The sequence below is a fragment of the Pseudomonas sp. BN607 genome (genome assembly GCF_029871175.1).
Lineage (GTDB): Bacteria > Pseudomonadota > Gammaproteobacteria > Pseudomonadales > Pseudomonadaceae > Aquipseudomonas.
The window spans coordinates 71,685-97,489 of the sequence record NZ_SSOE01000066.1 but is presented as its reverse complement, the minus strand read 5'-3'; the positions used below and the strand labels follow the sequence as shown (position 1 = coordinate 97,489).

Below are 25,805 nucleotides of genomic sequence, written 5' to 3'. Positions count from 1 at the left end.
ACGCTTTTGTCCGGACATAATCCCTTCCGGAAAAATACCTTTTACAATGCAGGCCTTTAACCGCCCGTCTGTTTGTTTGAGGAACCGAAGTGAGCACTCTGCCACCCTGCCCAAAATGCAACTCCGAATACACCTATGAGGATGGCACTCAGCTGATCTGCCCTGAATGCGCCCACGAGTGGTCGGCCAGCGGCGACGCCGAGGCGGCCAGCGACGATGTGGTGAAGAAGGATTCGGTCGGCAACATCCTGCAGGACGGCGATACCGTCACCGTGATCAAGGACCTGAAGGTCAAGGGTTCGTCCCTGGTGGTCAAGGTCGGCACCAAGGTCAAGAACATCCGCCTGTGCGACGGCGACCACGATATCGACTGCAAGATCGATGGCATCGGCGCCATGAAGCTGAAGTCCGAGTTCGTCCGCAAAGTCTGATCAGGCAAAAAACCGCCAATTGGCGCTTGCTATTTTGATAATAAGAATTATTCTCATTGGAACTGTTATCCAAGGAGAATAGCCATGACTTATCTGATCGACGCCTGGCTGGACCGCCCTCACCCCTACCTGCGCATTCTTCATCGAGAAACCGGCGAAGTGTGCGCGGTGCTTGAAGAAGAAGCCCTCGACGAACTGCGTGACCAGGGTGACCTGGACCTGAGCGGCCTGAATTCGAGCGAACCGGGCGTGCTCAAGGAACTGGTGCGGAATTTGTTTCTGTTCTGCTATGCGCGGGCATTGCGCCCCGGGGGGACAGACTGGAATTGAGGCCGGCACTGCCGGCCTCAAGGCGCTTACAGAACGTCGAGCAGCTCGACGTCGAACACCAGTACGCTGTGCGGCGGGATGCTGCCAACGCCTTGGGCGCCGTAAGCCAGCTCGCTCGGCACATACAGGCGCCATTTGCTGCCAGCGTTCATCAGCTGCAAGGCTTCGGTCCAGCCAGCGATCACGCCGCCTACCGGGAATTCAGCCGGCTGGCCACGCTCGTAGGAGCTGTCGAACACGGTGCCGTCGATCAGCGTGCCGTGGTAGTGCGTGCGCACGTTGTCTTCGCGGCTCGGCTTGGCGCCTTCACCTGCGGTCAGTACTTCGAACTGCAGGCCCGAAGCCAAGGTGGTGATGCCGTCACGCTTGGCGTTCTCGACCAGGAATTCTTTGCCAGCGGCAGCAGCGGCTTCGGCCTTGGCAGCAGCCTCGGCTTGCATCACCTCACGGATGACCTTGAAGCTGGCCGACAGGTCGGCTTCGCTGACGCGGCTGTCAGCGCCATTGAAGGCGTCGGTCAGGCCGGCCAGGATGGCTTCCAGGCTAACGCCTGGTGGCGGGTTGTCGCGCAGCTGGCCGCCCAGCTGACGGCCAATGCCGTAGCTAACGCGGGTTTCGTCGGTGGACAGGTTGAGTTCGGACATTGTCGTGCTCCACTGCAGGGCGCAGTGCGGCCGCGCCCTTGATGAAAAGGGCGAGCAGCCTAGCACACTGAGGCCCTGCGAGCAGCTACCAGGCCGAACGCTGGGAAATGGGTACCTTCAGGTCTTCTTGCGGGTGGGTGCCCATGCCGCACATCTCATCTTGCACCGACCAGTGCACCAGGTTCATCGAGACCATGGGAATGGTTTGCAGCAACTTGCGGGCGTCCTCCACCGAGCGCACGCGCAAGCGTTCACCGCGGGTGTCGGACAAAGGGTGGGCATGACCTTTTACGCGCGCTTCGAGCAGGTAGTCACCGCCCTCGATGGCGATCAGGTTCAGTTCGTCGACATGGCCAGCCCTGGCCTCGGTATTGAGCTGATGCAGGTTCATGAAAGCACCTCGCTGGTGGAACCACGCATGAGTGCTCATTTTTCGTACAGGAAAGAAGAATACACAAGTCAAGACTGACGCCGCTCGTCAGTTGAGCCTCAACCTCTGAGGGAACGGGCATGCCCGCTCCCTCAGGCATGGCAGGACTCAGTGCTTGGTCAGCTTGTCCAGATAGCCCATGCAGAATGCCGAGACTACAAAGGTCATGTGGATGATCACGTACCACATCAGGTAGTCAGTGGAGATGTTCTGCGCATCCATGAATACCCGCAGCAGGTGGATGGAGGAAATTGCCACGATCGACGCGGCCACCTTCATCTTCAGCGACGAAGAGTCCATCTTGCCCAGCCAGTTGAGCTTTTCCTTGCTTTCGTCGATGTCCAGTTGCGAGACGAAGTTCTCGTAGCCGGAAATCATTACCATCACCAGCAGGCCGCCCACCAGCGACATGTCGATCAGCGACAGGATCACCAGGATCAAGTCGGCTTCGCTGAGGGCAAAGACATTGGGCAGGACGTGGACCACTTCCTGGAAGAATTTCAGCGCCAGGGCCAGCAGGCCGAGGGACAGGCCGAAGTAGATCGGGGCGAGCAGCCAGCGCGAGGCGTACATCGCGTTTTCGAGGATACGTTCCATGGAGGGTTTTGAGACTCGTCAGGTGACTGAAAAACGACGGCGAGTATAGCCAGCCACCTGTTACAGCAAAAGCCCGGGGGCTGCGGAGCAGCCCCGGCAATCTTCAGGTCTCAGGGTGAAACTGGTAATCCCCCAGGTTGCGACACCGCTCGCCATTGATCCGCCGCAACTGCGCCTGCAAATGCAAACACCAGATCTGCGGGTCCTCGGCCACCTGGTACCCATGCAGGGTCAGGCTGTCGACAATGGCATTGAGCACCGACTCAGCCACCAGCGGCCCATGAAACGGCCCCTGTGCCTTGATAGCGGAGGGTTGTTCACCGGCCATGCCGGCGGCGAACAGCAACGTCCACATGCCGTTGTCTCCGGCCAGCGGGCGGATGCTGCATTCGATACGGGTCACCAGGCCCAGGCACTGGCGTGTGAGGCTGAGGTTGCGCATGGCCGCGTCCCCTCCAATGAGCCTTGTTCAGCCCGAAACCCTCAGGCTGTTTCCATCCTGAACGCTGTACCGTCCTTAAGTTCCAGCATAGAAGAACAGTACAGAAAGATGGAAAACCGGCGCTGAACGGTAGCACATCGCCGCCAGCGCCGGTTTATTGACTCAAGCCGGTTTGGCCTGGGCAATCATGTCTTCAAGGCGCTCCTTTTCCGCCTTCTCGATGTCTTCCTCACTGATCATTTCGGCGATTTCACGCAGCCGCTCCACCACCCGGGCGTTGACGCTGCCCTCGGCGAACTGGCCCTTGTCATCCAGCCCCCCGGCCTCCTCGCCCACCAGCAGGCTCAGGGCCTCGTCGGCCTGGCTGACCGCGTAGACGTGGAACATGCCGTTCTCCACCGCTTGCAGTACGCGCTCGTCGAGCATCAGGGTGGCGACGTTGGCACGCGGGATGATCACCCCCTGCTCGCCGGTCAGGCCACGCGCCTCGCACAGGCGGAAGAAGCCCTCGATCTTTTCGTTGACCCCACCCACCGCCTGCACTTCACCAAACTGGTTGATCGAACCCGTGATGGCAAAGCACTGCTTGAGCGGCGTGCGCGACAGTGCCGAGATCAGCGTGCAGGCCTCACCCAGCGAGGCACTGTCACCGTCCACGTAGCCGTAGGACTGTTCCAGGGCAATGCTCGCGGAAATGGCCAGCGGGAACTCCTGTGCGTAGCGGCTGCCGAGGTAACCGGTGAGGATCATCACCCCCTTCGAGTGGATCGGCTGGCCAAGGTTGACCTCGCGTTCGATGTCGACGATGCCGCTGCCGCCCGGGTACACGGTGGCCGATATACGCGCCGGCATGCCGAACGCCGAATCGCCCACCTCCAGCACGGTCAGGCCGTTGCACTTACCAATCGCAGCCCCTTCTGTGTCGATCAGGATGATGCCGGCGAGCATGTCGTCCAGCACCCGCTGGGACACCCGCCCGGTGCGGGTGGCCTTGGCCTTCAGCGCACGCTCGATGTGGCCGGCGTCGGTCATTTCGTCACTGGCCAGTTGGCGGATGAAATCGGCTTCGCTGACCAACTGGAACAGGTCGCCGATGCGCGCCGACAACCGCGACTGGTTTTCGGCCAGGCGCGCGCTGAAGGTGGCCAGGCGTGCAACCGCATCGCTGGTCAGCGGCGCCATGCCCTCCTCGTTGGTACGGGTGCGCAACAGTTGGGCGAACTGCTCGAGGTTTTCGTCGACCATCGGCATGTCTTCGTCGAAGTCGACCAGCACGCGGAACATCTCCTGGAAGTCCGAGTCATGGTCCTGCAGTGCGTAGTACAGCTGGCGCGAGCCGATGATCACCAGCTTGACGTTGAGCGGGATCATCTGCGGCTGCAGGCTGACGGTGGCGACCCGGCCCAGCTCACCGATCGGCGACTCCATCTTCAGCTTGCGCGACTGCAACGCACGCTTGAGCGCATCCCATACGAACGGCTCGCCCAGCATCTTCTCGGCTTCAAGAATCAGGAAGCCGCCATTGGCCCGGTGCAGCGCGCCCGGGCGCAGCTGACGATACGAGGTGTACAGCGCGCCTTGGTCGGTGCTGTATTCGATACGGCCGAACAGGTTGTCGTAGGTCGGGTGCGGCTCGAACACCACCGGTGCGCCGCCATCCGCGTGATGGCCGACTACCAGGCTGGGGGCGTACTGCTCTTCGAGCAACTTGCGCGCGACGGCGTCAGTCTTGCTGTCATCGACCAGTTGTTCGACCACGGTGCGCAGCAAGTTCAGTTGCAGCGATTGCAGGTAGGCGCAGACTGCCGCGTTTTCGGCGTACTTCTCCGACAACGGCGCCAGCAGCGGTTGCAGGGCCAGGGTAATGGTTTCTTCGTTGAGCTGGCGCAGCTGGTTGTTCGATTCGCGCTTCCATTGCGGCAGGCTGGCCAGTTCTTCGTTCAGCTGCTCCTCAAGCTGGGCGATGTCCTCATGGAACTGCTCGCGCACCTCTTCCGGCAACTGGGCGAACTCGGCCTCATCCAGCGCCTTGCCGTCGGCCATCGGGGTGAAGGCGACGTTGCTGGAGTCGCGGTACAACGCCACGTCCTTCTCGAGCGACGCACGCTCGATCACATCCAGGGCGCGGTCGTAGCGCTGGTTGAAGGCGCGATCGATGGCGCCCTTCTTCTGCTGGTAGGAGGGGTGCTCGAACACCGCCGGGAAGGTCGACAGCAGGTTGTCGATCAAGCCCCCCATGTCGGTGATGAACTCGGCGGCGCTGCCCGAAGGCAATTCCAGTGCACGCGGTTCGCGCGTGTCGTCGAAGTGGTTGACGTAGACCCAGTCGGCCGGGGTCTGCTGACGCTTGCCCTCGGCCTTGAGGTACCGTTTGACGAACGAGAAGCGGCCGGTGCCGGGCTCGCCCATCACATACACGTTGTAACCGGGGCGCGGCATTGCCACGCCGAACTGCAGGGCCTCGACAGCACGTTCTTGGCCCAGGACTCCGCGAAACGGCTCCAGATCGTCGGTATTGGAAAAGGCAAACTGCTCGGGCGAGAAACGCCGGGTCAGGGCTTCAGGCGCGAGACGCAGGCGCGCAGCGACAGGATCGGGCATTGGGTTTCCTTACTTCGGCGGGGCAGATACGCAGCATTCTGGCGCTGCCCGCGCGCGCCTTGCAAGGCTCCACGGGACTTTATATCGCAGCAGGTCGCAGCCAACGCAGGTCATGTCACAGCAAATTTTTCGCAATCAACAACGCAACCTTTAGATCGTGCCTAAACTCCAAGCTGCGCGGGTGGGTGAAATGCTTTCCCGACCTGGCAACCGAGTTGCCAGAAACCCTGACCCTTGGTTAAGACAAAGAGAACAAATGCTATGAAACGGATTCTTCTGGGTACTCTGTTCACCGTAGTCTCGCTCAACGCCATGGCTGAAGCGCCAGGCGGCCCGAACTGCGGCTGGGGCAACATGCTGTTCGAAGGCCAGCGCGGCACGCCGGCACACTTCCTGGCTTCCACCACCAACGGCACCTCTGGTAACGCCACCTTCGGCATGACCTCCGGCACCAACGGCTGCTCGACCAAGGCTTCGCTGACCTACGGCGGCAAGTCCTGGTTCGCCATGAATGGCATGATGAACGAACTGTCCGAAGACATGGCCATGGGCCAGGGCGAAGCACTGACCACCTATGCCGTGGTCCTCGGCGTAGCTCCGGAAGACCGTGGTTACTTCAACTCGGTCACCCACCAGCACTTCAACCAGATCTTCAGCAGTGCCGACGTCACTGCCGAAACTGTCCACAGCAACACCCTGGCCGTTCTGAAGAGCGACCCACGCCTGGCCAAATACGCTACCGAGGCCTAAGCACTGCTGCTCCCGCCCCACCACGGGGCGGGTTTCGCCTTTTTCGGCATCGTTTAGAAGTAGTTGCCCGATATGCTCAAACGCCTCGCTGCCCTGGCGCTGTGTGCCTGCGCCCCTGTTCATGCCGCACCCGTGCTGGATCAAGGCCGTCTCCAGCAACTGGCCAACACCCCCTACTGGATCGCCCTGGGCCATTACGAAACCGCCAAGCTCGGCGGCTGGCGCAGCTATGTGGACGATGACGCGTTCTTCCTGGCCGAAGATGGCGCCCACCACCCAGACCAGGAGCTGCAAGCGACGGTCGATGCGCTGTATGCCCCAGCCAGCCTCGGCGACAAGCATGCCCAATGCGTATTCCCGGCGCGCACCCGCTGGCTGCGCGAGCAGTTGAACCTGCAAGGCTTGCCGCAACCGGACTGCCAGGAGTTCAAGACCTGGTACAAGTCGATCGACCCGCACAGCGCCGCGTTGATCTTCCCGGCGGCCTACCTGAACAGCCCATCGTCGATGTTCGGCCACACCCTGCTGCGCATCGACCAGTCCAACACCCGCAGCGACGACACCACGCTACTGAGCTACGCAATCAACTTCGGTGCCTACATCGAAGGCAGCGACAACAGCATCCTGTATGCCTGGAAGGGCCTGGTGGGCGGCTACCCGGGGCTGTTCGCGCTGATGCCCTACCAGGAAAAACTCTCCGAATACCGCAGCCTGGAAAACCGCGACCTGTGGGAATACCAGCTGGACCTTACGCCGGCAGAAACCGGGCGCATGGTCGAACACGTGTGGGAGCTGAAGCAGATCCAGTTCGACTACTTCTTTTTCGACGAAAACTGCTCGTACCGCCTGCTGGAGCTGCTGCAGGTCGCCCGGCCGAGCCTGGACCTGACCTCGCAGTTCCCGCTGACCGCCATCCCAACCGATACGGTGAAAGCCGTGAAACAGTCCGGCATGGTCGCCAGCGAAACCTACCGCCCCTCGCGCGAACGTGAACTGCTGGCCCGCGCCGAGCCACTCGACCATGACGAAAAGCGCCAGGTGCTGGCCGTAAGCGCCGACACCACGCAATTGCAAAGCCCCGACTTCAAAGCCTTGCCCCGCGAACGCCAGGCGCTGGTACAGGACGCTGCGTATCGCCTGGAGCGCTACCGTGCCAATGGCCAGGAACGCGACCCCGGGCAAGCCAAGCGCAGCTTCGAGCTGCTGCGGGCGATCAACAGCAACCCGCCCCCGCCGCTGCAGATAGAGCGCCCCGGCCTGCCTGAGGACGGCCATGATTCGCGCACCTGGCAGCTGGGCGTGGGCACCCGCGAAGACCGTGCCTACGCCGAGTACGGCCTGCGCATGGCCTACCACGACCTGAACGACAATGCCTATGGCTTCCCGCTGGGCGCGCAGATCGAAATCCTGCAGTTGAAGGTGCGCCAATACGAAGGCAACGACTGGCAGGTACAACGCCTGGACTTGGCCACCATCCGTTCACTGACACCCCGTAACGAGCTGCTCAAGCCTTGGTCCTGGCAAGTGGCTGGCGGTCTGGAGCGGGTGCCGGGCAAGCATGATGACGAAGTCCTGGTAAGCCATGTGAATGGCGGCGCCGGGGGTACCTGGCAATTGGCCGATGGCTTGCTGGGCTTTGCCTTGGGCACGGTGCGGGTCGAGCACCACAACGACTTCGCCGAGTTCATTGCCCCGGCGGCGGGGTTCAATGGCGGGCTGCTGTGGCGCAACGGGCTGGGCAACATGACGCTGGAGGCCAAGGGTGACTATTTCACCAACGGCGAGGTGCGGCGCAGTGTGAGCCTGAACCAGCAGTGGGAGATCAGCCAGAACCTGGGGTTGCGGCTGAGTGCCTCGCGGGAATTCAGCCACCTGGCCACGGCGCAAAACGAGGTGATGCTGGAGCTGAAGTGGTATCACTACTGAGGCCGCTTTGGGGCCTCTCGCGGGCAAGCCCGCGAATTGGCCAGTCAGGCTGGCAAAGCAGTGTGACTGAACCAACTCTTTGACACTGTTTTGACACCTATCCGACAAATCGCCACCTAGACTTTCCACCATCAACTGGAGGGCTTTGTGGCTATGTCGCGGTACTGGTTCGGCGTGTGCATTGCGGTGTTGCTTTCAGGTTGCGAAACCACCCACGAGCAGATGGTCAACAACGGTTACCCTCCCGCCTATGCGGATGGCTTCCAGGACGGCTGCAGCAGTGGCCGCCAGGCAGCCGGGCTGATGGTGGGCAATTTTCGCAAAAACGTACCGCGCTATCTGCACGAGCGCCAGTACGAAACCGGCTGGGACGATGGCTTCCGCCAGTGCCAGGCCATGCAGAACAGCGAAGAACAGCGCCAGTACCACGAGCGCTTCTGGGACCAGCGCGACCGCGACTGGGAACAGGAAAAGGACCGTGGCGCGGCCAAGGCTTATCGCCACAACTGAGTCGCAAACGGACATTCCTTTAAACCAGTGGCCTGCCATGATGGTCCCTTGCACAAGGAGGCCCTGCATGAGCCGAGCATTCGTCAACGAAGACCAGGCCGCCGCCCAGGCCGACCAACCGGTCGAGCGGCGCGTCAGTGACCAACCCAACTATGTGACGGCCAGCGGCCTGCGCCAGCTGCAAACCCGTGTGGCCGAGCTGAATGCCTTGCGCAGCGAACTGCAGGCGCAGGGCGAACGGGGTGACAAGCAACGGCTGGCCGATACCGAGCGAGATCTGCGCTACTTCAACGCGCGGGTGCAAAGCGCTCAAGTGGTACCGGCGGCGACTTCGCATAGCAAGGTACAGATTGGTAGCCGGGTGCGGTTTGCCGATGCCCATGACCAGGAGCAGGTGGTGCGGCTGGTGGGCGAGGATGAGGCGGATGCCGGGCAGGGGTTGATCAACTGGGGTTCGCCCTTGGGGCGGGCGTTGCTTGGGGCCGCGCCGGGGGATGAGGTGCTCTGGCGGCGACCGCTAGGCGAACAGGTGATAGAGGTGGTTGAGATTTTGGGTGAGGGTTGAGGGCCGCAAAGCGGCCCTCAGGGTCTCAAATCAGACCACGCCCTGAGCCAGCATCGCGTCAGCCACTTTCACGAAGCCAGCGATGTTCGCACCCTTGACGTAGTTGACGCGGCCATCGGCCTCTTCACCGTAGTGCACGCACGCATGGTGAATCGACTGCATGATGTTGTGCAGCTTGCTGTCCACTTCACCGGCAGTCCACAGCAGGCGCATGGCGTTCTGCGACATTTCCAGGCCCGATACGGCCACGCCACCGGCGTTGGAGGCTTTACCCGGCGCGTACAGGATGCCGGCGTCCAGGAAGATGTCCACGGCTTCCAGGGTAGTCGGCATGTTGGCGCCTTCGGCCACGCAGATGCAGCCGTTACGCAGCAAGGTGCGGGCGTCTTCGGCGCCCAGCTCGTTCTGCGTGGCGCAAGGCAGTGCGATATCGCACGGCAGGCTCCACGGGGTCTGGCCCTTGCGGAACTCCAGGCCGAACTGCTCGGCCAGCTCGCTGATACGCCCACGCTTGACGTTCTTCAGCTCCATCAGCGCGTCCCACTGGGCGTCGGTCAAGCCAGCTTCGGCGTACAGGGTGCCTTCGGAATCGGACAGCGAGATCACCTTGCCCCCCAGGTCCATGACCTTGCGCGCCGCATACTGGGCAACGTTGCCCGAGCCGGACACCGCCACACGGCGGCCATCGATACGCTTGTCCTGGCGCTTGAGCATTTCTTCGGCGAAGTACACGCAGCCGTAACCGGTTGCTTCCGGGCGGATCAGGCTGCCACCGTAGGTCATGCCCTTGCCGGTCAGTACCGAAGTGAACTGGTTGGCCAGGCGCTTGTACTGGCCGAACATGAAGCCGATTTCGCGGGCACCCACGCCAATGTCACCGGCCGGCACGTCGCAGTCGGCGCCAATATGGCGGTACAGCTCGCTCATGAACGCCTGGCAGAAGCGCATCACTTCGGCGTCGCTCTTGCCTTTCGGGTCGAAGTCCGAGCCGCCTTTGCCGCCGCCCATGGGCAGCGAAGTCAGGGAGTTCTTGAACACCTGCTCGAAGGCCAGGAACTTCAGCACACTGAGGTTCACCGACGGATGGAAGCGCAGGCCGCCCTTGTAGGGGCCAATGGCGCTGTTCATCTGGATGCGGTAACCGCGGTTGACCTGCACCTTGCCCTGGTCATCGACCCAGGACACACGGAACAGCAGCGCGCGCTCCGGCTCGACCATGCGTTCGAGAATGCCGGACTGCAGGTAACGGGGGTTGGCTTCAAGGAATGGCCACAGGGTACGCAACACCTCTTCCACCGCCTGGTGGAATTCGGGTTGGCCTGGATCGCGCTGTTGCAGACGCGCAAGGAAATGGTCGACAGATTCGATCATGGTAGACATCTCACCGAAGGGTTTGGACTTATTGGTTTTTTCGGGAATGTACCAAGAAGCAATCGCACTGGAATAGGGCGAGATGTCGTTTTTTTGAAATTATTTGGTGCGTTTTATATAAGTGTATACAAATGCAGTGCCTGATAAGCAGGGTTTGCGGGTTAGCCAAGCACAAAAATGGGGCCACATAGGGCCCCATTCTTGTGCATCATAAAGCCAGCTTACTGGGCCAGCTTCTTGTGCCGTACCCGGTGCGGTTGGGCAGCAGCATCGCCCAGGCGCTTCTTGCGGTCGGCTTCGTACTCGGTGTAGTTGCCTTCGAAGAACACCACGTTGGAGTCGTCTTCGTACGCCAGGATGTGGGTCGCTACACGGTCCAGGAACCAACGGTCGTGGGAAATCACGATCGCGGCGCCCGGGAAGTCCAGCAAGGCTTCTTCCAGCGAACGCAGGGTTTCGACGTCGAGGTCGTTGGACGGTTCGTCGAGCAGCAGGACGTTACCGCCCTCCTTCAGGGTCAGGGCCAGGTGCAGGCGGCCACGCTCACCACCGGACAGGTCCTTGACGAACTTCTGCTGGTCACCACCCTTGAAGTTGAAACGGCCAACGTAGGTACGCGACGGGATCTCATAGTTGCCGATGCGGATCATGTCGGAACCGTCGGAAACCTGCTGGAACACGGTCTTGCCACCGTCCAGGTCCTCGCGACTCTGGTCGACGCAGGCCAGTTGCACGGTTTCACCGATCTCGATGCTGCCCGAATCCGGCTGTTCCTTGCCCATCAGCATACGGAACAGGGTCGACTTACCGGCACCGTTACCGCCGATCACGCCTACGATGGCGCCTTTCGGCATGGCGAACGACAGGTTGTCGATCAGCACGCGGTCACCGTAGCCCTTGGTGACGTTCTTGAATTCGATGACCTTGTCGCCCAGGCGCGGACCGGCCGGAATGTAGATCTCGTTGGTTTCGCTGCGTTTCTGGAATTCCTGCGACTGCATTTCTTCAAAGCGCTGCAGACGGGCCTTGGATTTGGACTGGCGGGCCTTGGCGCCTTTGCGCACCCACTCCAGTTCCTCTTTCATGGCCTTTTCGTGGGCGCTCTGCTGCTTGGATTCCTGCGCCAGACGGTCCGACTTGGCTTCCAGCCAGCCCGAGTAGTTGCCTTCGTACGGGATGCCGGCGCCGCGGTCCAGTTCCAGGATCCAGCCAGCGACGTTGTCGAGGAAGTAACGGTCGTGGGTAATCGCTACCACGGTGCCCGGGAAGTCGTGCAGGAAGCGCTCCAGCCAGGCCACCGAGTCGGCGTCCAGGTGGTTGGTCGGTTCGTCGAGCAGCAGCATGTCGGGGGCCGACAGCAGCAGGCGGCACAGGGCCACACGGCGCTTCTCACCACCAGACAGGTGTTCGATGCGTGCATCCCAGGCCGGCAGGCGCAGGGCGTCGGCGGCCACGTCCAGCTGGCGCTCCAGGTTGTGACCGTCGGCGGCCTGCAGGATGGCTTCCAGCTTGGCCTGTTCGGCGGCCAGCTTGTCGAAGTCGGCATCTGGTTCGGCGTAGGCCGCGTACACCTCGTCCAGGCGGGCTTGGGCGTCCTTGATCACGCTGACCGCTTCCTCGACCACTTCACGGACCGACTTGGTCGGGTCCAGTTGCGGTTCCTGTGGCAGGTAGCCAACGTTGATGTCGGGCATCGGACGGGCTTCGCCGTCGAATTCCTTGTCGACGCCCGCCATGATCCGCAGCAGGGTCGATTTACCGGCGCCGTTCAGGCCGAGCACGCCAATCTTGGCGCCCGGGAAGAACGACAGGGAAATGTTCTTGAGAATTTCCCGCTTCGGCGGCACGACCTTGCTCAGCCGATGCATGGTGTAGACGTATTGAGCCAAAACCAAGCCCTCTAATCAGATAGGTAAAGACATCGACGATCGCCCCGGCAGCGGGGCCGGGTGGATGTGTGTTCGAGTGTCATTGGACAAAGACGACCATTCTACGCCAACGCGCGGCGTTGCATAGGAGGGGTCGAGGGTGGGGCGGGACCGGAGCTGTCCCTTGGGGGATTTTGATGCCTGTGCCGGCCTCTTCGCGGCTAAAGCCGCTCCCACAGGGATATCACTGCCTTCAAGGGCAATGCAGTATCTGTGGGAGCGGCTTTAGCCGCGAAAGGGCCGGCACAGCAGCCGAAATGGCTCACACGTGGCGCTGTTTGACCTTGCCCCGCGGCAAGCGGCAACGGTCGCCCTGCTCGGCCAGGCGCGCGGCCCAGGCAGACTTCACGCTGAAGCCGCCGCTGCGGGCAGGTTGCTGCTCAGCCGCCTTGGCCGGTTTGGCAGGTGCAGTACTGATCACCTTGGCTGCCGGCTTGGCCGCCGCCACTGCAACAGCCGGCTCTGCTGCCGCCTTGGCGGTCTTGCGCAGTTCAGCCAGCGATGGGGCCTTGGGTTTGGCGGTAGCAGCCGCCTCGGGTTTGCTCAGCGAACGCTGGCAAGACTTGCAGGATACGTCCTCGGTCACGGCAGTGCTGACAAGGGTCTGACTGCTGCGCCCACAGGCGGAATCGAGGCCATTGGAGGAAAAGTGAGTAACCAAAAGCGAACATCTCCGATGCGTTGTCATGTATAGCGGGCGCTATTCTCGCACAGCTTGCAGGGGCTTGCCGAACCACCCGGCAGCCACCTTCGGTCAACATGGCTGGCACTTTGCCACAATCCTAGGCATGCTAGCCGGTTTCGGGTGTCCGGCCTTATAGTGCGCCACCGCGGTGCGGCAGGCAGACAACGGCACACACCCTGCATGCTCCGTCCCTGCCATCGCCAGCCCAATCGCAGGATCAACGCTTGACCAATCTTACTCATCCGTCGCCACTGCGTTCCGCGCCACAAGCGCCCGCCTCTACCTTGCGCGGGTCGATCAAGGGTGCGCTGGCGATGCTGGCCCTGATCCTGCTGGGCCTGCTGCTGTGGCAGCTGCTCGCCCAGTTCAACCACACCCAGGCCGACCTGCGTCGACAAAGCCTGGACGCGACCGCGGAACTGGCTGACCACCTGAGCCTGAACATGGCGTTCAAGGCCCAGCAAGCGGTGAATGTGGTGCAGCCCTACGTCAATGCGCCGACGCCGGCCGCCCTGCCCAGCCTGCTGGTTACCCTGCGCGAGCGGCTGCCCGCCCTGCAAAGCCTGGCCTGGCTGAACAGCAGCGGGCAACTGCGCGCCGACAGCCTGGCAAACAGCCCCGACCGCCAGTTGCTTGACGATTTGCTCACGCTGAACCAGGGCCGTGCGTACTTCTTTACCAATTCAGCCGACAACCGCACCCTGTACCTGCTGCTGCGCCAGGCCGCTGAACAGGACCGCGGCTACTGGTTGCTGCGCCTGTCACCCGACTACTACCGCGAACTCACCACCCACCTGGACGGCGATGGGCACCCGCTGTGGTTGCTGGAAAACAGCCGCAGCGGCGAGGTGCTGCAGCACCACGCGCCAACCGATACCAGCAACGAACCACTGCAAAGCGTGATGCTGGCCTTTATCGACAACAGCACCTGGCAGCTGCGCGGCCTGTTCGACGCGAAGCTGGCCCAGCAAAAGCTGCTGCCGGCGCTGATCGGCAAATGCATGCTGGTGCTGTTCTGCGCCCTGCTGCCGGTGCTGGCGCTGATCAACATGCGTCGCCGCCAGCGCGCGCTGCAGGAAGACCGCCGGCGCTACCAGGAAATCTTCGAAGGCACCGGTGTGGCCCTGTGCGTGCTCGACCTTTCCAGCCTGCCCGGCCAACTCGACCGCTACCACCTGCGCAACCGCGCCGCGCTCAAGCAGAGCCTGGCGCTGGACACCAACCTGCGCCGCTCGCTGCTGCTGGAGCTTAAGATCACCGAGGTCAACCAGGTGGCGCGCCAACTGCTCAACATCGACAGCCATGAAGGTGCCTGGCATCGGCTGATCGACGGCACTGGCGACGGCCGCGAAAGCATCGGCATGCAACTGATCGACGCCCTGATCGAGCAACGCCAGCTGCTGGAGCTGGAAGTACGCCTGCCGGCGCCACTGGGCGGCGAGCTGCACCTGTGGCTGATGGCACGCCTGCCGCAGCAGCGGCGTGACTACCAGGCGGTGATCCTCAGCATCAGCGACATCACCAGCCGCAAGCAGGTAGAGCTGTCCCTGCTGGAGCGCGAAAGCTTCTGGTCGGACGTGGTCCGCACCGTCCCCGACCAGTTGTACGTGCAGGATGTGCTGAGCCAGCGGATGATCTTCAGCAACCGCCACCTCGGCCAGACCCTGGGCTACGACCGTACCGAACTGGCACAAATGGGCGACCGCTTCTGGGAGCTGCTGCTGCACCCTGAAGATGCCGCGCACTACCAGGCCCTGCGCCAGCAACAGCGCGACGAAGGCCATGACCAACCGCTGCACTGCCAACTGCGTTTCCGCCACCATGATGGCGGCTGGCGCTGCTACGACATCCGCGAGCAGGTGCTGACCCGCGACGCCGAGGGCCTGGTTACGCGCATCATCGGGGTGGGCAAGGATGTGACGGTGCAGATCGAGGCCAGCCAGTCCCTGCGCGACAGCGAGCAGCGCTACCGCATGCTCGCCGAAAGCATCAGCGACGTGATCTTCTCTACCGACAGCCTGCTCAAGCTCAACTATGTCAGCCCGTCGGTGCAGAGCGTGTTGGGCTACCAGGCAGACTGGATCTTCGCCAACGGCTGGCAGTCGATCATCGCCAACCCGGCCCAGCTCACCGGCATCTACAGCCTGATGGAGCGGGTCAGTAGCGCAATGGGCGATCCGGCCCAACTGGCGCAACTGCGCAGCCAGTTGCCCACCCAGCTGTTCCTGTTCGACTGCCTGCGCGCCGATGGCCGCAAGATCCCGATCGAGCTGCGCCTGGTACTGGTGTGGGACGACGACCAACGGTTTGAAGGCGTGCTCGGGGTGGGCCGTGACATCAGCCAGCAACGCCGCGCGGAGAAAGACCTGCGCATGGCCGCGACGGTATTCGAGCACTCCACCTCGGCGATTCTCATCACCGACCCGGCCGGCTACATCGTCCAGGCCAACGAGGCGTTCAGCCGCGTCAGTGGCTATGCCGTCAGCGACGTCCTCGACCAGTTGCCGGGCATGCTCACCGTCGATGAACAGCAGGAGAGCCACCTGCGCTATGTGGTCAAGCAACTGCACCAACGTGGCAGCTGGGAGGGCGAAGTGTGGCTGAAGCGCCGTGACGGCGACCACTACCCGGCCTGGGTCGGTATTACCGCGGTACTGGACGACGAAGGCGACCTGGCCAGCTACGTGTGCTTCTTCACCGACATCAGTGAACGCAAGGCCAGCGAACAGCGCATTCACCGCCTGGCCTACTACGACGCCCTCACCCACCTGCCTAACCGCACGCTGTTTCAGGACCGCCTGTACAACGCCCTGCAGCAGGCCGAACGGCAGAAGGCCTGGGTGGTGCTGATGTTCCTCGACCTCGACCGCTTCAAGCCGATCAACGACTCCCTTGGCCATGCCGCCGGCGACCGCATGCTCAAGGACATGGCCCTGCGCCTGCTGGCCTGCGTGGACGATGACGACACCGTGGCGCGCATGGGCGGTGACGAGTTCACCTTGCTGCTGCAACCACGCCCCACCCGCGAAATGGCCTTGAACCGCGCCATCCATGTGGCCGAGAACATCCTTGGCAGCCTGGTGCGGCCGTTCGTGCTGGAAAACCGCGAGTTCTTCGTCACCGCCAGTATCGGCATTGCCCTGAGCCCGCAGGATGGCAGCGAGCTGAGCCAGCTGATGAAGAACGCCGACACCGCCATGTACCACGCCAAGGAACGCGGCAAGAACAACTTCCAGTTCTACCAGGCCGAGATGAACGCCAGTGCCCTGGAGCGCCTGGAACTGGAAAGCGACCTGCGCCACGCCATGGAGCAGAACGAGTTCATCCTCTACTACCAGCCGCAGTTCAGCGGCGACGGCAAGCGCCTGACCGGTGCCGAAGCGCTGCTGCGCTGGCGCCACCCGACCCGCGGCCTGGTGCCGCCGGGCGATTTCATCCCGGTGATCGAAGAGCTGGGCCTGGTGGTAGAAGTCGGCGACTGGGTGCTGCGCGAGGCCAGCCGTCAGCTCAAGGCCTGGCACAAGGCCAAGGTGCGGGTACCGAAGGTGTCGGTGAATATCTCGGCGCGGCAGTTCTCCGACGGCCAGCTGGGTACACGGATTGCCACCATCCTTGAGGAAAGCGGCTTGCCACCCGCATGCCTGGAGCTGGAGCTCACCGAAAGTATCCTGATGCGCGAGGTGAACGAGGCGCTGCAAATTCTGGCCAGCCTGAAAAACCTCGGGCTGAGCATTGCGGTCGATGACTTCGGCACTGGCTACTCGTCGCTCAACTACCTCAAGCAGTTCCCCATCGACGTGCTGAAGATCGACCGTACCTTCGTCGACGGCCTGCCCGAAGGCGAACAGGACGCGCAGATTGCCCGGGCGATCATCGCCATGGCCCACAGCCTCAACCTGGCGGTGATCGCCGAAGGCGTCGAAACCCACGAGCAGCTGGAGTTTCTGCGTGAGCACGGTTGCGACGAGGTACAGGGCTACCTGTTCGGGCGACCGATGCCGGCGCATCAGTTCGAGGCGCAATTCTCCAACGAGACCTTGTTCATGTTCCATTGACCCGCCCGCTGCCTGTTCACAAGGTCCCCTAGGAGCCGCGACTGAATTGCGCCTAAAAAACGGACCTTCGAGTCAACTCTCGCCCCCGCCCAGCCCAGACACGGCGCGGGATGCAACATGAAGCCCATTGGTCCGCGACTTGATGCCACTTCATATGCCAGCCGCGAATCAATCGGTTAGAATGCCCGCCTAACTCACCCCCGATCCTTGAGGACCGCCATGTTCAGCCGTGATTTGACCATTGCCAAGTACGACGCCGAGCTCTTCGAAGCCATGCAGCAAGAAGCCCTGCGCCAGGAAGAGCATATCGAGCTGATCGCTTCGGAAAACTACACCAGCCCGGCAGTCATGGAAGCCCAAGGCTCGGTGCTGACCAACAAGTACGCCGAAGGTTATCCGGGCAAGCGCTACTACGGTGGTTGCGAGTACGTCGACGTCGTCGAGCAACTGGCCATCGACCGCGCCAAGGAGCTGTTCGGCGCCGACTACGCCAACGTCCAGCCGCACGCTGGCTCCCAGGCCAACGCCGCCGTCTACCTGGCCCTGCTGTCGGCCGGTGACACCATTCTGGGCATGAGCCTGGCCCACGGCGGCCACCTGACCCACGGTGCTTCGGTCAGCTCCTCGGGCAAGCTGTACAACGCCATCCAGTACGGCATCGACGGCAACGGCCTGATCGACTACGACGAAGTCGAGCGCCTGGCGGTAGAGCACAAGCCGAAGATGATCGTTGCCGGCTTCTCGGCCTACTCGCAGGTGCTGGACTTCGCACGCTTCCGCGCCATCGCCGACAAGGTCGGTGCCTACCTGTTCGTCGACATGGCCCACGTTGCTGGCCTGGTTGCCGCTGGCGTCTACCCGAACCCGGTGCCGTTCGCCGACGTGGTCACCACCACCACCCACAAGACCCTGCGCGGCCCGCGCGGCGGCCTGATCCTGGCCCGTGCCAACGCCGACATCGAGAAGAAGCTGAACTCCGCCGTCTTCCCGGGCGCCCAGGGCGGCCCGCTGGAGCACGTCATCGCCGCCAAGGCCATCTGCTTCAAGGAAGCCCTGCAGCCTGAGTTCAAGGCTTACCAGCAGCAGGTCGTGAAGAACGCCCAGGCCATGGCCAGCGTGTTCATCGAGCGTGGTTTCGACGTGGTTTCCGGCGGTACTCAGAACCACCTGTTCCTGCTGTCGCTGATCAAGCAGGAAATCTCCGGTAAGGACGCTGACGCCGCACTGGGCAAAGCCTTCATCACCGTGAACAAGAACTCGGTACCGAACGACCCACGTTCGCCGTTCGTCACCTCGGGCCTGCGTTTCGGCACCCCAGCCGTGACCACCCGTGGTTTCAAGGAAGCCGAGTGCAAGGAACTGGCCGGCTGGATCTGCGACATCCTGGCAGACCTGAACAACGAAGCGGTGATCGACGCCGTCCGTGAGAAGGTCAAGGCCATCTGCAAGAAGCTGCCGGTTTACGGCAACTGATTGGCGCTTGCCTGAAGTGAAAAAGCCCGGCCCAGTGCCGGGCTTTTTCGTTTTTCATGAACCAGGTTCGCTAACCTGTCGCGGTCCCTGTGGGAGCGGGTTTACCCGCGAAGAGGGCAACGAGGTGGATGGCACCGGCTACGCCGGTGTTCGCGGGTGAACCCGCTCCCACAGGTAATATGCTTGCCTTCATTACCTGGGCTCAATTCAAGTTGCTTCCACATTACCAACCACAGGCCACACCTTGACCAGAGAACAACTCGAGACCCACCAGACCCCGATCTACTTCGCTGCCGTGCTAGCAGCCGTTGCCTTCGGCCTGCTGGCCAGCGACACTGCGCGCCATCTTGAAGCCCTGATCACCCCGGCCATCGCCGTGCTGATGTACGCGATGTTCCTGCAAATACCCTTTCTCGACCTGCGCCAGGGCCTGGGTAACCGCCGCTTCATCACTGCCCTGCTACTGGCCAATTTCATGCTCGTTCCGCTGCTTGTCTGGGCCATCACCCGCGGGCTGGTGGAACACCCGGCGATCCTCATCGGTGCCTTGCTGGTGCTGCTCACGCCCTGCATCGACTACGTGGTGGTGTTCACCCACATTGGCAAAGGCGACTCACGCCTGACCTTGGCCGCAACCCCCCTGTTATTGCTGGCGCAACTGGTGCTGCTGCCGGTGTACCTGGCCCTGATGCTGGGTGGCAGCAGCCAGGTGACAATCTCCATCACCCCGTTCGTGGAAGCCTTCGTGCTATTGATCGTGTTGCCGATGGCCCTCGCGGTGCTCACCAGCGCTGGTGCCCGGCGCTCGCGCGCAGTCGCGACCTGGAACGACGCCTGGGCGTGGTTGCCGGTGCCGGCCATGGCCTTGGTGCTGATGGTGGTGATCGCTTCGCAGATTGTCGTGGTACTGCGTGATTTCGACCGTTTGCTGCCGGTGGTTCCGGTATACATCGGCTTCATGCTGCTGGCGCCGGTACTCGGCTTCGCCTCGGCACGGCTGCTGCGCCTGCCGGCCACCGAGGCACGCTCGGTAACCTTCAGCGCAGCCACGCGTAACTCGCTGGTGGTGCTGCCGCTGGCGCTGGCGTTGCCAGAAGAGATGCGCGGGTTGGCGGCAGCGGCGGTGATCACACAAACCTTGGTAGAGCTGGTGAGTGAACTGATTTACGTGCGGGCGATACCACGGCTTGTACGTTGACCCATCACGTGGGCGCTTAGGCCAGGTTGCGCTTCAGCTCGGCGATATGCTCCGGGCCGATGCCACAGCAACCACCGACCATGCTGGCACCCCGCGCACGCCAGTCCTTGGCCCATGCCAGGTAACCCGGCGGATCGAGGTCTTCGCGCAGTTCGTCCAGGCCATCGTTGGCAGTGGCTTCTTTGGGCTGCGGCGGGAAGGCGTTGGCATAGGCACCGATGGCAATCTCGGCGTTGTGCCGCTCGATGACCGAGCGCGCGACATCGATGGCAGCGCCGATCACCTCAGGCTGGCTGCAGTTGAACAACACCGCAGCCACGCCCAGGCTGACTGCGGCTTCGATGGCGTCGGCCACCGGCTCACCGGAGCGCAGGCGCGGAACCTCGTCGACGTCCTCGTCCTGCAGGGTGAATGACACCCAGAACGGCCTGCCGTCTGCAGGCAAATGGCTATGAATGGCCCGCACTTCGGCCACGGAACTCTGGGTTTCGGCCAGCCACAGGTCAACATGCGGGGCCAGGCCCTGGAGCAGCGGGGTCAGCACCTCTGCCACACGCTCGGCCTGGAACAGGTCGGGGCGGTAGGACCCGAACAGCGGCGGCAGCGAACCGGCCACCCTGACCGGGTGCGCGCCGCTATCTGCCGCGTGCCGCGCAAGCTGGCCTGCGATATGGGCCAGCTGTCGCCCTTCGGCGGCAAAGCGTTCTTCACCGATGTGAAACGGCACTACTGCATAGCTGTTGCTGGTGATGACCTGCGCACCCGCATCGATGAAGGCTGCATGCACGCCCACGACCGCCTCCGGCGCCTCGCTCAGCGCCAGCGCCGACCACTCGGGCTGGCGAAACGGTGCACCGCTGCGCTGCAGCTCCCGGCCCATGCCACCGTCCAGAATTACCATCGTTCGCTCTGCCATATAACTTCTCTGAAGGTTCTTATGAATAAAATTCATTATGGGGATTAGGGTTATAACTATTAAATACCCTATCACCCATTTGCCCAACATATCAGGTATGTACATGCGATTTTCTTCTCTGCTGGGTGCGGGCCTTGTACTGCTCGCAACTGCCACCCAAGCCTTTGCTGGCGCCACGTTGGAGCGGGTTGAATCGCGCAAGGAAATGGTCAACGTGCTGATGGAAAGCTACCCGCCGTTTTCCTTCCTCAATGACCACAACCAACTCGACGGTTACGACGTGGACGTGGCCAAGGCAGTGGCCGACAAGCTCGGCGTCAAACTGCGCCTGGAAACACCGTCCTGGGACGTAATTGCCGCTGGCCGCTGGAGCGGGCGCTACGACATCTGCATTTGCTCGATGACCCCGAGCAAGGCGCGCGCCGAGGTGTTCGACTTCCCCGTGGAGTACTACGCATCGCCCGCCGTGATCGTGGTCAATGCCTCGGATGAGCGCATCCATGGCGCCAAAGACCTGGAAGGCCGCAAGGTGGGTTCGATCAGTGCATCGAGCTACGAAAGCTACCTGAACAAGAACCTGGTCATTGAAGGCAAGGAAGACCAAAAGATCGATTACCCGTTCGACTTCGTGCAGGCTGCGCCCTACGACACTGAAAACGTCGCCTTCCAGGACCTGGGCCTGGGCACTGGCGTGCGCCTGGACGCCATCATTACCAACCTGGTGACCGCGCAGCCGCGCCTGCAGCAAGACAAGCGCTTCAAGCTGGCCGGCGCGCCGCTGTATGAAGAGCCCAACGCGGTAGCCATCGAAAAAGGCGACCCGGAGTGGGATGCCAAGGTACGCCAGGTGTTCGCCGAGCTGAAGGCCGATGGCACCCTGGCCAAGCTGTCGCAGAAATGGATTGGCGCCGACATCAGCAAATGAGCACCTTCCCTCCCTCCCCCAAGCCCGTGGCAAAGCCTGCGGGCGCCGGCCTGTTCGGTTTTCGCACCCGGTTACTGCTGACCTGGCTGGCGCTGTTCGGGCTGTTTGTCGCCTTCTTCCTCAGCTTTGACCTGAAGTTCGCCATCATTCTGGAGAAGTTTCCCAACCTGGCCGGTTTCAAGCTGGGGCCCAATGGTTTTCTGCAAGGCGCCGCACTGACCCTGTTCCTGTGCCTGTGCTCGATGGTGGTATCCGTGCTGCTCGGCTTTGCCGCCGCGCTGGCACGGTTATCCAACAGCGCGGTGCTGGTGGGTGTGGCCAGCTTCTACACCTCGTTCTTCCGTGGCACACCGCTGCTGATCCAGATTCTGCTGATCTACCTGGGGCTGCCGCAGGTGGGCCTGGTACCCGGCGCCATCAGCGCCGGCATCATTGCCTTGTCGCTGAACTACGGGGCCTACCTGAGCGAGATCTTCCGCGCCGGCATCCTCGGCGTGGCCCGTGGGCAACGTGAAGCAGCATTGGCGCTGGGCATGCGCACGCCGCAGATCTTCTGCCACATCATCCTGCCCCAGGCCATGCGGGTGATCATTCCGCCCACCGCCAACCAGTTCATTTCGATGCTCAAGGACTCGTCGCTGATATCCGTGATGGGGGTTTGGGAGGTGATGTTTCTGGCGCAGTCGTATGGGCGATCGAGCTATCGCTACCTGGAGATGCTGACCACCGCCGCCGTGATCTACTGGGTGCTGTCGATACTGCTGGAACTGCTGCAGGCGCGGCTGGAACGGCATTTTGGCAAGGCTTATCAGCGCTGAGGGCTGCACACGGCCCCTGCGAAATCATCTACGCAGGCACGACGCGCAGGAGCGCCACCAAGGGCGCTCCTGCATCTACCGCGTCAACTGAAGCCGCTTTGCCGCTCACAAAGCTTTCATCTCGGCGATATCCCGCGCCACCTGGTCTGCAGAGTGGTCGAACATCGCCTGTTCCTGCGCATCCAGCGGCAACTCGATCACCCGCGCAAGCCCCTTCTCTGCCAATACACAGGGCACACCCATGGCGATATCCGTTCGCCCGTACTCGCCCTCGAGAATCGCCACCGCCGGCAAAATACGGTTCCGCCCATTGGCGATCGCATCAACCATCTGCGCAATGGCCACGCCCGGTGCATCGCAGGCGCTCCCCATCTTCTTCAACCCCAGAATTTCACCGCCGCCCTTACGGGTGCGCTCGACAATCTGTTCGATCTGCTCGCTGGACAGGAAGTGCGACAGCGGCACCGAGCCGATCTCGCAGTAGCGCATCAGCGGCACCATGCTGTCGCCATGCCCGCCCAGCACCAACGCCGTGATATCCCGTGCAGAAAACCCGGTTTGCTCGGCGATGAAGCACTTCATGCGCGCGGTATCCAGCACCCCCGCCTGCCCGAACACCTTGTCGCGCCCCTGCCCGCTGACGCGCCAGGCGCGGTAGGTGAGCACATCGACCGGGTTGGACACCACCAGCACCGTCGCAGTCGGCGCGTGGTGCTTGATATCCGCCATGATGCTGTCGAGGATCGGCAGGTTGGTGCTCAATACATCCTGGCGCGACTGGCCGGGCTTGCGCGGCACGCCCGCCGTGATCACCACCAGCTCGGAACCCTCCAGCATCTCGGCTTTGGCCCCGCCGTGAACATGGGTATCGGAACCTGAATCCACCGCCGCCTGCCAAACGTCCAGCGCCTTGCCCTGCGCCAGTTCACCCTGCACGTCCATCAACACCAGCTCACGGCACAACTCATCCCGGGCGATGATCTGCGCCGCCGCCTCGCCGACCAGGCCGGCACCCACAATCGTTAATTTGTTCACCAGACACCTCCCAGCGGCGCGCGCCACCAGGAACACGCCTGCGTATAGAGAGAAGTATTGCCTGCCGGGGCTAAATGGCCACCCAAGACGATGCGACTACCTTCACTTGACAGTATTCCATAGCAGCGCGAATACTTTGACCAGATTCATATAGATGACCATACAACAAGGTGAATCAACCAATGAACATGCTGCCCAAGCGCCCCGTCGCCACACCGCCGCCCACCGGCCTCAGCGCCACGCCTCCCCTGCTGCCCACCTTCCGTTACCAGGCGGCCGCCTGTGAGCGGCAGCTAGCGCAAAGCCGCGTTCCCTTCCTCGCAACCGTAGCAGCCACAACGGCAGCCACCTGGGCATGCCCCGTGGAAATGCCCGTCACGCCTTCAAACCCTGAGTGCAGCCCGAGCGCCAGCCCAACCGAGACTCCTTGAATGACCCCCTTAGATATACAGCTATTACTGACGGCACTGGCCAGTGTTCTGGTGCTGGTGGCGCTCATCGTTTCGCGCCTGAAAATGCACCCGCTGCTGGCCTTGCTGGTGGTGTCCATTGGCGTGGGCTTCGCGACGCATATGGCGCCAGGCAGCATCGTCGCCCACCTGCTCACCGGCGCCGGCAAGACACTGGGCGCAGTGGGGGTGGTGATTGCGCTGGGTGCGATGCTCGGCAAGATCCTGGCTGACGCTGGCGTCACGGAACAGGTCGCGGATGTCATCCTCAAGCGCACCTCCGACCGCATGATCCCATGGGCCATGATGCTGGTTGCCTTTGTCATTGGCATCCCCATGTTTTTCGAAGTCGGCCTGGTGATCATGCTGCCGCTGATATTCAGCGTGGCGCGCAAACTGGAAAGCAAAGCGCGCTTCAAAGGCTCGGCGTATGTGTATGTAGGTGTGCCGGTCATTTCGGCGCTTGCCGCCATGCATGGCATGGTACCGCCCCACCCAGGCCCCCTGACCGCCATTGCCGTGCTCAAGACCTCGGTCGGGCCCACCATGCTCTATGGCTTCCTGGCAGCCATTCCGGCAATGATCCTGGGCGGCCCGCTGTACGGCATGTTCATTTCACCGCGCATGATCACGCGGCCCGATCAGGCATTGCTGGACCAGTTCACACTGGCTGAAAAAGCCGATGGCCAACCCCGCCCCGGGGTAATGGTCGGCATGCTGGCCGCATTGCTGCCGGCCATCCTGATGCTGGTGCATGCCGTCGCCGAGATGCTGCTGCCCAAAGGCAATGCGCTGCTGGAACTGGCCAGCTTCCTGGGCAACCCGCTGATCGCCATGCTGCTGGGCGTGCTGTTCGCCGGCGCCAGCCTGGTGCTTGCGCGCGGCGGCGACGCCGAACAGCTGCGCGATGCACTGGGCAAAAGCCTCAAGCCGATCGCCTCGATCATCATGATCATTGCCGGCGGCGGTGCCTTCCAGGAGATGCTGACCAGCGCCAAGGTTGGCGATGCCATTGTGCACCTGACCCAGCAATCTGCCTTCCCTCCCCTGATTCTGGGGTGGCTGATCGCGATGTTGCTCTCGGTGTCTACCGGTTCCGCCACGGTCGGTATCGTAGGGGCTGCCGGCCTGCTGGCACCCCTGGCAGGTGCAGACCCCAGCCTCAACCTGCCGTTGCTGGCCTTGTCCATCGGCTGCGGTTCGCTGTTCTTCAACTATGCGAACCATGCAGGCTTCTGGATGGTGAAAGAATCCTTTGGCATGACCATGGGCGAAGCCACCAAGACCATCTCGGTGGTGCAGTCCATCGTGGCGGTGGTCGGGCTGATGGTGGTGTTGATGTTGAATGCGGCCATCACCATAGGTTGAACTCGAGTCAACGGGGGCTGCGCAGCAGCCCCAATCTGGCCCAACCCTAGAGCAACGATCTGGCCTAACGTTCCAGATCCTGCTCGCTTCGTTCCATTACCTTCCCACACTGCTCACTGGCCAACCGGCTGATGATCCGGATCGCCTGATGGATACCGGCCGTGTTGCGAAAACTCAGCCGCGGGTTGTGTTCGCACTCGAGCATTTCGTCGTGCTGGACCAGGGCTTCGCCCAGCAGTTCGAGGGTCCAGGCGTAGCTTTGGATGGTGGAGAGGCGTTCTTGGTCAGACATGGCGGGCCTCCGGTTGGGTGGAGACGAAGCGGGGCTTGTTGAGGGTGAAATAGCTGGGGGCCGTTG

At 62.4% G+C, this 25,805-nt stretch carries 23 protein-coding genes; 12 read left to right on the top strand and 11 right to left on the bottom strand.

The window, feature by feature from the left end:
- The first annotated feature begins 89 nt into the window (after positions 1 to 89).
- On the top strand, positions 90 to 431 hold the full coding sequence (locus tag E8E68_RS23425) for a zinc ribbon domain-containing protein YjdM (RefSeq protein ID WP_010951939.1): 342 nt from the start codon (positions 90 to 92) through the stop codon (positions 429 to 431).
- Positions 432 to 515: 84 nt separating this feature from the next.
- Positions 516 to 761, top strand: coding sequence for a hypothetical protein (locus E8E68_RS23420; RefSeq protein WP_266028675.1), 246 nt, complete (start codon positions 516 to 518; stop codon positions 759 to 761).
- A gap of 26 nt (positions 762 to 787) precedes the next feature.
- Here the strand turns inward: E8E68_RS23420 and E8E68_RS23415 are convergent, their stop codons facing one another.
- The 5 genes from E8E68_RS23415 to E8E68_RS23395 all read right to left on the bottom strand — a co-directional run bounded on the left by E8E68_RS23415 (position 788) and on the right by E8E68_RS23395 (position 5,475).
- Entirely contained in the window at positions 788 to 1,405 is a 618-nt protein-coding gene (locus tag E8E68_RS23415; protein WP_110746867.1) for an FKBP-type peptidyl-prolyl cis-trans isomerase, read from the bottom strand.
- An 85-nt stretch (positions 1,406 to 1,490) separates the two neighbouring features.
- Entirely contained in the window at positions 1,491 to 1,796 is a 306-nt protein-coding gene (locus E8E68_RS23410) for a DUF6482 family protein (RefSeq protein ID WP_266028677.1), read from the bottom strand.
- 147 nt (positions 1,797 to 1,943) lie between these two features.
- Positions 1,944 to 2,432: a TIGR00645 family protein gene (locus tag E8E68_RS23405; protein WP_003247486.1), complete on the bottom strand. Its 489-nt coding sequence runs from the start codon at positions 2,430 to 2,432 to the stop codon at positions 1,944 to 1,946.
- A 103-nt stretch (positions 2,433 to 2,535) separates the two neighbouring features.
- Complete coding sequence (locus E8E68_RS23400; RefSeq protein WP_003247487.1) at positions 2,536 to 2,874, bottom strand: hypothetical protein; 339 nt, start codon at positions 2,872 to 2,874, stop codon at positions 2,536 to 2,538.
- 162 nt (positions 2,875 to 3,036) lie between these two features.
- Positions 3,037 to 5,475 (bottom strand): AAA family ATPase, encoded by a 2,439-nt coding sequence (locus E8E68_RS23395; protein WP_280345340.1) that lies wholly within the window; start codon positions 5,473 to 5,475, stop codon positions 3,037 to 3,039.
- Positions 5,476 to 5,736: 261 nt separating this feature from the next.
- On the opposite strand from E8E68_RS23395, the gene E8E68_RS23390 reads away from it, so the two are divergent.
- From E8E68_RS23390 to E8E68_RS23375, 4 genes are all read left to right on the top strand, one after another.
- Positions 5,737 to 6,225 (top strand): DUF3015 domain-containing protein, encoded by a 489-nt coding sequence (locus tag E8E68_RS23390; RefSeq protein ID WP_012270426.1) that lies wholly within the window; start codon positions 5,737 to 5,739, stop codon positions 6,223 to 6,225.
- Between the two features lie 72 nt (positions 6,226 to 6,297).
- Positions 6,298 to 8,151 (top strand): DUF4105 domain-containing protein, encoded by a 1,854-nt coding sequence (locus E8E68_RS23385; protein ID WP_280345335.1) that lies wholly within the window; start codon positions 6,298 to 6,300, stop codon positions 8,149 to 8,151.
- Positions 8,152 to 8,304: 153 nt separating this feature from the next.
- Entirely contained in the window at positions 8,305 to 8,661 is a 357-nt protein-coding gene (locus E8E68_RS23380) for a hypothetical protein (RefSeq protein ID WP_110746858.1), read from the top strand.
- 67 nt (positions 8,662 to 8,728) lie between these two features.
- Positions 8,729 to 9,226, top strand: coding sequence for a GreA/GreB family elongation factor (locus E8E68_RS23375; protein ID WP_110746856.1), 498 nt, complete (start codon positions 8,729 to 8,731; stop codon positions 9,224 to 9,226).
- 30 nt (positions 9,227 to 9,256) lie between these two features.
- Here E8E68_RS23375 and gdhA read toward each other — a convergent pair whose 3' ends face one another.
- The 3 genes from gdhA to E8E68_RS23360 form a co-directional block, all read right to left on the bottom strand.
- Complete coding sequence (gene gdhA, locus E8E68_RS23370; protein WP_266028681.1) at positions 9,257 to 10,597, bottom strand: NADP-specific glutamate dehydrogenase; 1,341 nt, start codon at positions 10,595 to 10,597, stop codon at positions 9,257 to 9,259.
- A 221-nt stretch (positions 10,598 to 10,818) separates the two neighbouring features.
- Complete coding sequence (ettA, locus tag E8E68_RS23365) at positions 10,819 to 12,486, bottom strand: energy-dependent translational throttle protein EttA (RefSeq protein ID WP_110746852.1); 1,668 nt, start codon at positions 12,484 to 12,486, stop codon at positions 10,819 to 10,821.
- Positions 12,487 to 12,787: 301 nt separating this feature from the next.
- Positions 12,788 to 13,186 (bottom strand): hypothetical protein, encoded by a 399-nt coding sequence (locus E8E68_RS23360; protein WP_266028684.1) that lies wholly within the window; start codon positions 13,184 to 13,186, stop codon positions 12,788 to 12,790.
- 248 nt (positions 13,187 to 13,434) lie between these two features.
- Here E8E68_RS23360 and E8E68_RS23355 point away from each other — a divergent pair, with 248 nt between their 5' ends.
- From E8E68_RS23355 to E8E68_RS23345, 3 genes are all read left to right on the top strand, one after another.
- Positions 13,435 to 17,265: a bifunctional diguanylate cyclase/phosphodiesterase gene (locus E8E68_RS23355; protein WP_266028685.1), complete on the top strand. Its 3,831-nt coding sequence runs from the start codon at positions 13,435 to 13,437 to the stop codon at positions 17,263 to 17,265.
- Positions 17,266 to 17,484: 219 nt separating this feature from the next.
- Positions 17,485 to 18,738, top strand: coding sequence for a serine hydroxymethyltransferase (gene glyA / locus E8E68_RS23350; RefSeq protein WP_003247505.1), 1,254 nt, complete (start codon positions 17,485 to 17,487; stop codon positions 18,736 to 18,738).
- Positions 18,739 to 18,982: 244 nt separating this feature from the next.
- Complete coding sequence (locus E8E68_RS23345) at positions 18,983 to 19,936, top strand: bile acid:sodium symporter (RefSeq protein WP_266028686.1); 954 nt, start codon at positions 18,983 to 18,985, stop codon at positions 19,934 to 19,936.
- 16 nt (positions 19,937 to 19,952) lie between these two features.
- Here the strand turns inward: E8E68_RS23345 and E8E68_RS23340 are convergent, their stop codons facing one another.
- A complete protein-coding gene (locus E8E68_RS23340; RefSeq protein ID WP_280345327.1) occupies positions 19,953 to 20,837 on the bottom strand; it encodes a homocysteine S-methyltransferase family protein in 885 nt (294 codons plus the stop codon).
- 118 nt (positions 20,838 to 20,955) lie between these two features.
- Between E8E68_RS23340 and E8E68_RS23335 the strand changes: the two genes are divergently transcribed.
- Both E8E68_RS23335 and E8E68_RS23330 read left to right on the top strand, forming a co-directional pair.
- Positions 20,956 to 21,777: an ABC transporter substrate-binding protein gene (locus E8E68_RS23335; RefSeq protein ID WP_003247511.1), complete on the top strand. Its 822-nt coding sequence runs from the start codon at positions 20,956 to 20,958 to the stop codon at positions 21,775 to 21,777.
- On the top strand, positions 21,774 to 22,595 hold the full coding sequence (locus E8E68_RS23330) for an amino acid ABC transporter permease (protein ID WP_003247513.1): 822 nt from the start codon (positions 21,774 to 21,776) through the stop codon (positions 22,593 to 22,595). Before E8E68_RS23335 ends, E8E68_RS23330 begins: the two co-directional genes overlap by 4 nt.
- Positions 22,596 to 22,700: 105 nt before the next feature.
- Here the strand turns inward: E8E68_RS23330 and E8E68_RS23325 are convergent, their stop codons facing one another.
- The gene (locus tag E8E68_RS23325; RefSeq protein WP_280345321.1) at positions 22,701 to 23,630 is read right to left on the bottom strand and encodes a malate dehydrogenase; all 930 of its coding nucleotides are present in this window, start codon (positions 23,628 to 23,630) and stop codon (positions 22,701 to 22,703) included.
- A 431-nt stretch (positions 23,631 to 24,061) separates the two neighbouring features.
- Here E8E68_RS23325 and E8E68_RS23320 point away from each other — a divergent pair, with 431 nt between their 5' ends.
- Positions 24,062 to 25,447, top strand: a complete 1,386-nt coding sequence (locus E8E68_RS23320) for a gluconate:H+ symporter (RefSeq protein WP_280345318.1) — start codon at positions 24,062 to 24,064, stop codon at positions 25,445 to 25,447.
- 64 nt (positions 25,448 to 25,511) lie between these two features.
- Here the strand turns inward: E8E68_RS23320 and E8E68_RS23315 are convergent, their stop codons facing one another.
- Positions 25,512 to 25,739, bottom strand: a complete 228-nt coding sequence (locus E8E68_RS23315; protein WP_003247523.1) for a hypothetical protein — start codon at positions 25,737 to 25,739, stop codon at positions 25,512 to 25,514.
- Between the last annotated feature and the right edge of the window lie 66 nt (positions 25,740 to 25,805).

Coding starts and splice junctions, on each gene's coding strand:
- E8E68_RS23420 (WP_266028675.1), top strand. CDS start 516: ATGACTTATCTGATCGACGCCTGGCTGGACCGCCCTCACCCCTACCTG.
- E8E68_RS23415 (WP_110746867.1), bottom strand. CDS start 1,405: ATGTCCGAACTCAACCTGTCCACCGACGAAACCCGCGTTAGCTACGGC.
- E8E68_RS23410 (WP_266028677.1), bottom strand. CDS start 1,796: ATGAACCTGCATCAGCTCAATACCGAGGCCAGGGCTGGCCATGTCGAC.
- E8E68_RS23405 (WP_003247486.1), bottom strand. CDS start 2,432: ATGGAACGTATCCTCGAAAACGCGATGTACGCCTCGCGCTGGCTGCTC.
- E8E68_RS23400 (WP_003247487.1), bottom strand. CDS start 2,874: ATGCGCAACCTCAGCCTCACACGCCAGTGCCTGGGCCTGGTGACCCGT.
- E8E68_RS23395 (WP_280345340.1), bottom strand. CDS start 5,475: ATGCCCGATCCTGTCGCTGCGCGCCTGCGTCTCGCGCCTGAAGCCCTG.
- E8E68_RS23390 (WP_012270426.1), top strand. CDS start 5,737: ATGAAACGGATTCTTCTGGGTACTCTGTTCACCGTAGTCTCGCTCAAC.
- E8E68_RS23385 (WP_280345335.1), top strand. CDS start 6,298: ATGCTCAAACGCCTCGCTGCCCTGGCGCTGTGTGCCTGCGCCCCTGTT.
- E8E68_RS23380 (WP_110746858.1), top strand. CDS start 8,305: ATGTCGCGGTACTGGTTCGGCGTGTGCATTGCGGTGTTGCTTTCAGGT.
- E8E68_RS23375 (WP_110746856.1), top strand. CDS start 8,729: ATGAGCCGAGCATTCGTCAACGAAGACCAGGCCGCCGCCCAGGCCGAC.
- gdhA (WP_266028681.1), bottom strand. CDS start 10,597: ATGATCGAATCTGTCGACCATTTCCTTGCGCGTCTGCAACAGCGCGAT.
- glyA (WP_003247505.1), top strand. CDS start 17,485: ATGTTCAGCCGTGATTTGACCATTGCCAAGTACGACGCCGAGCTCTTC.
- E8E68_RS23340 (WP_280345327.1), bottom strand. CDS start 20,837: ATGGTAATTCTGGACGGTGGCATGGGCCGGGAGCTGCAGCGCAGCGGT.
- E8E68_RS23335 (WP_003247511.1), top strand. CDS start 20,956: ATGCGATTTTCTTCTCTGCTGGGTGCGGGCCTTGTACTGCTCGCAACT.
- E8E68_RS23330 (WP_003247513.1), top strand. CDS start 21,774: ATGAGCACCTTCCCTCCCTCCCCCAAGCCCGTGGCAAAGCCTGCGGGC.
- E8E68_RS23320 (WP_280345318.1), top strand. CDS start 24,062: ATGACCCCCTTAGATATACAGCTATTACTGACGGCACTGGCCAGTGTT.
- E8E68_RS23315 (WP_003247523.1), bottom strand. CDS start 25,739: ATGTCTGACCAAGAACGCCTCTCCACCATCCAAAGCTACGCCTGGACC.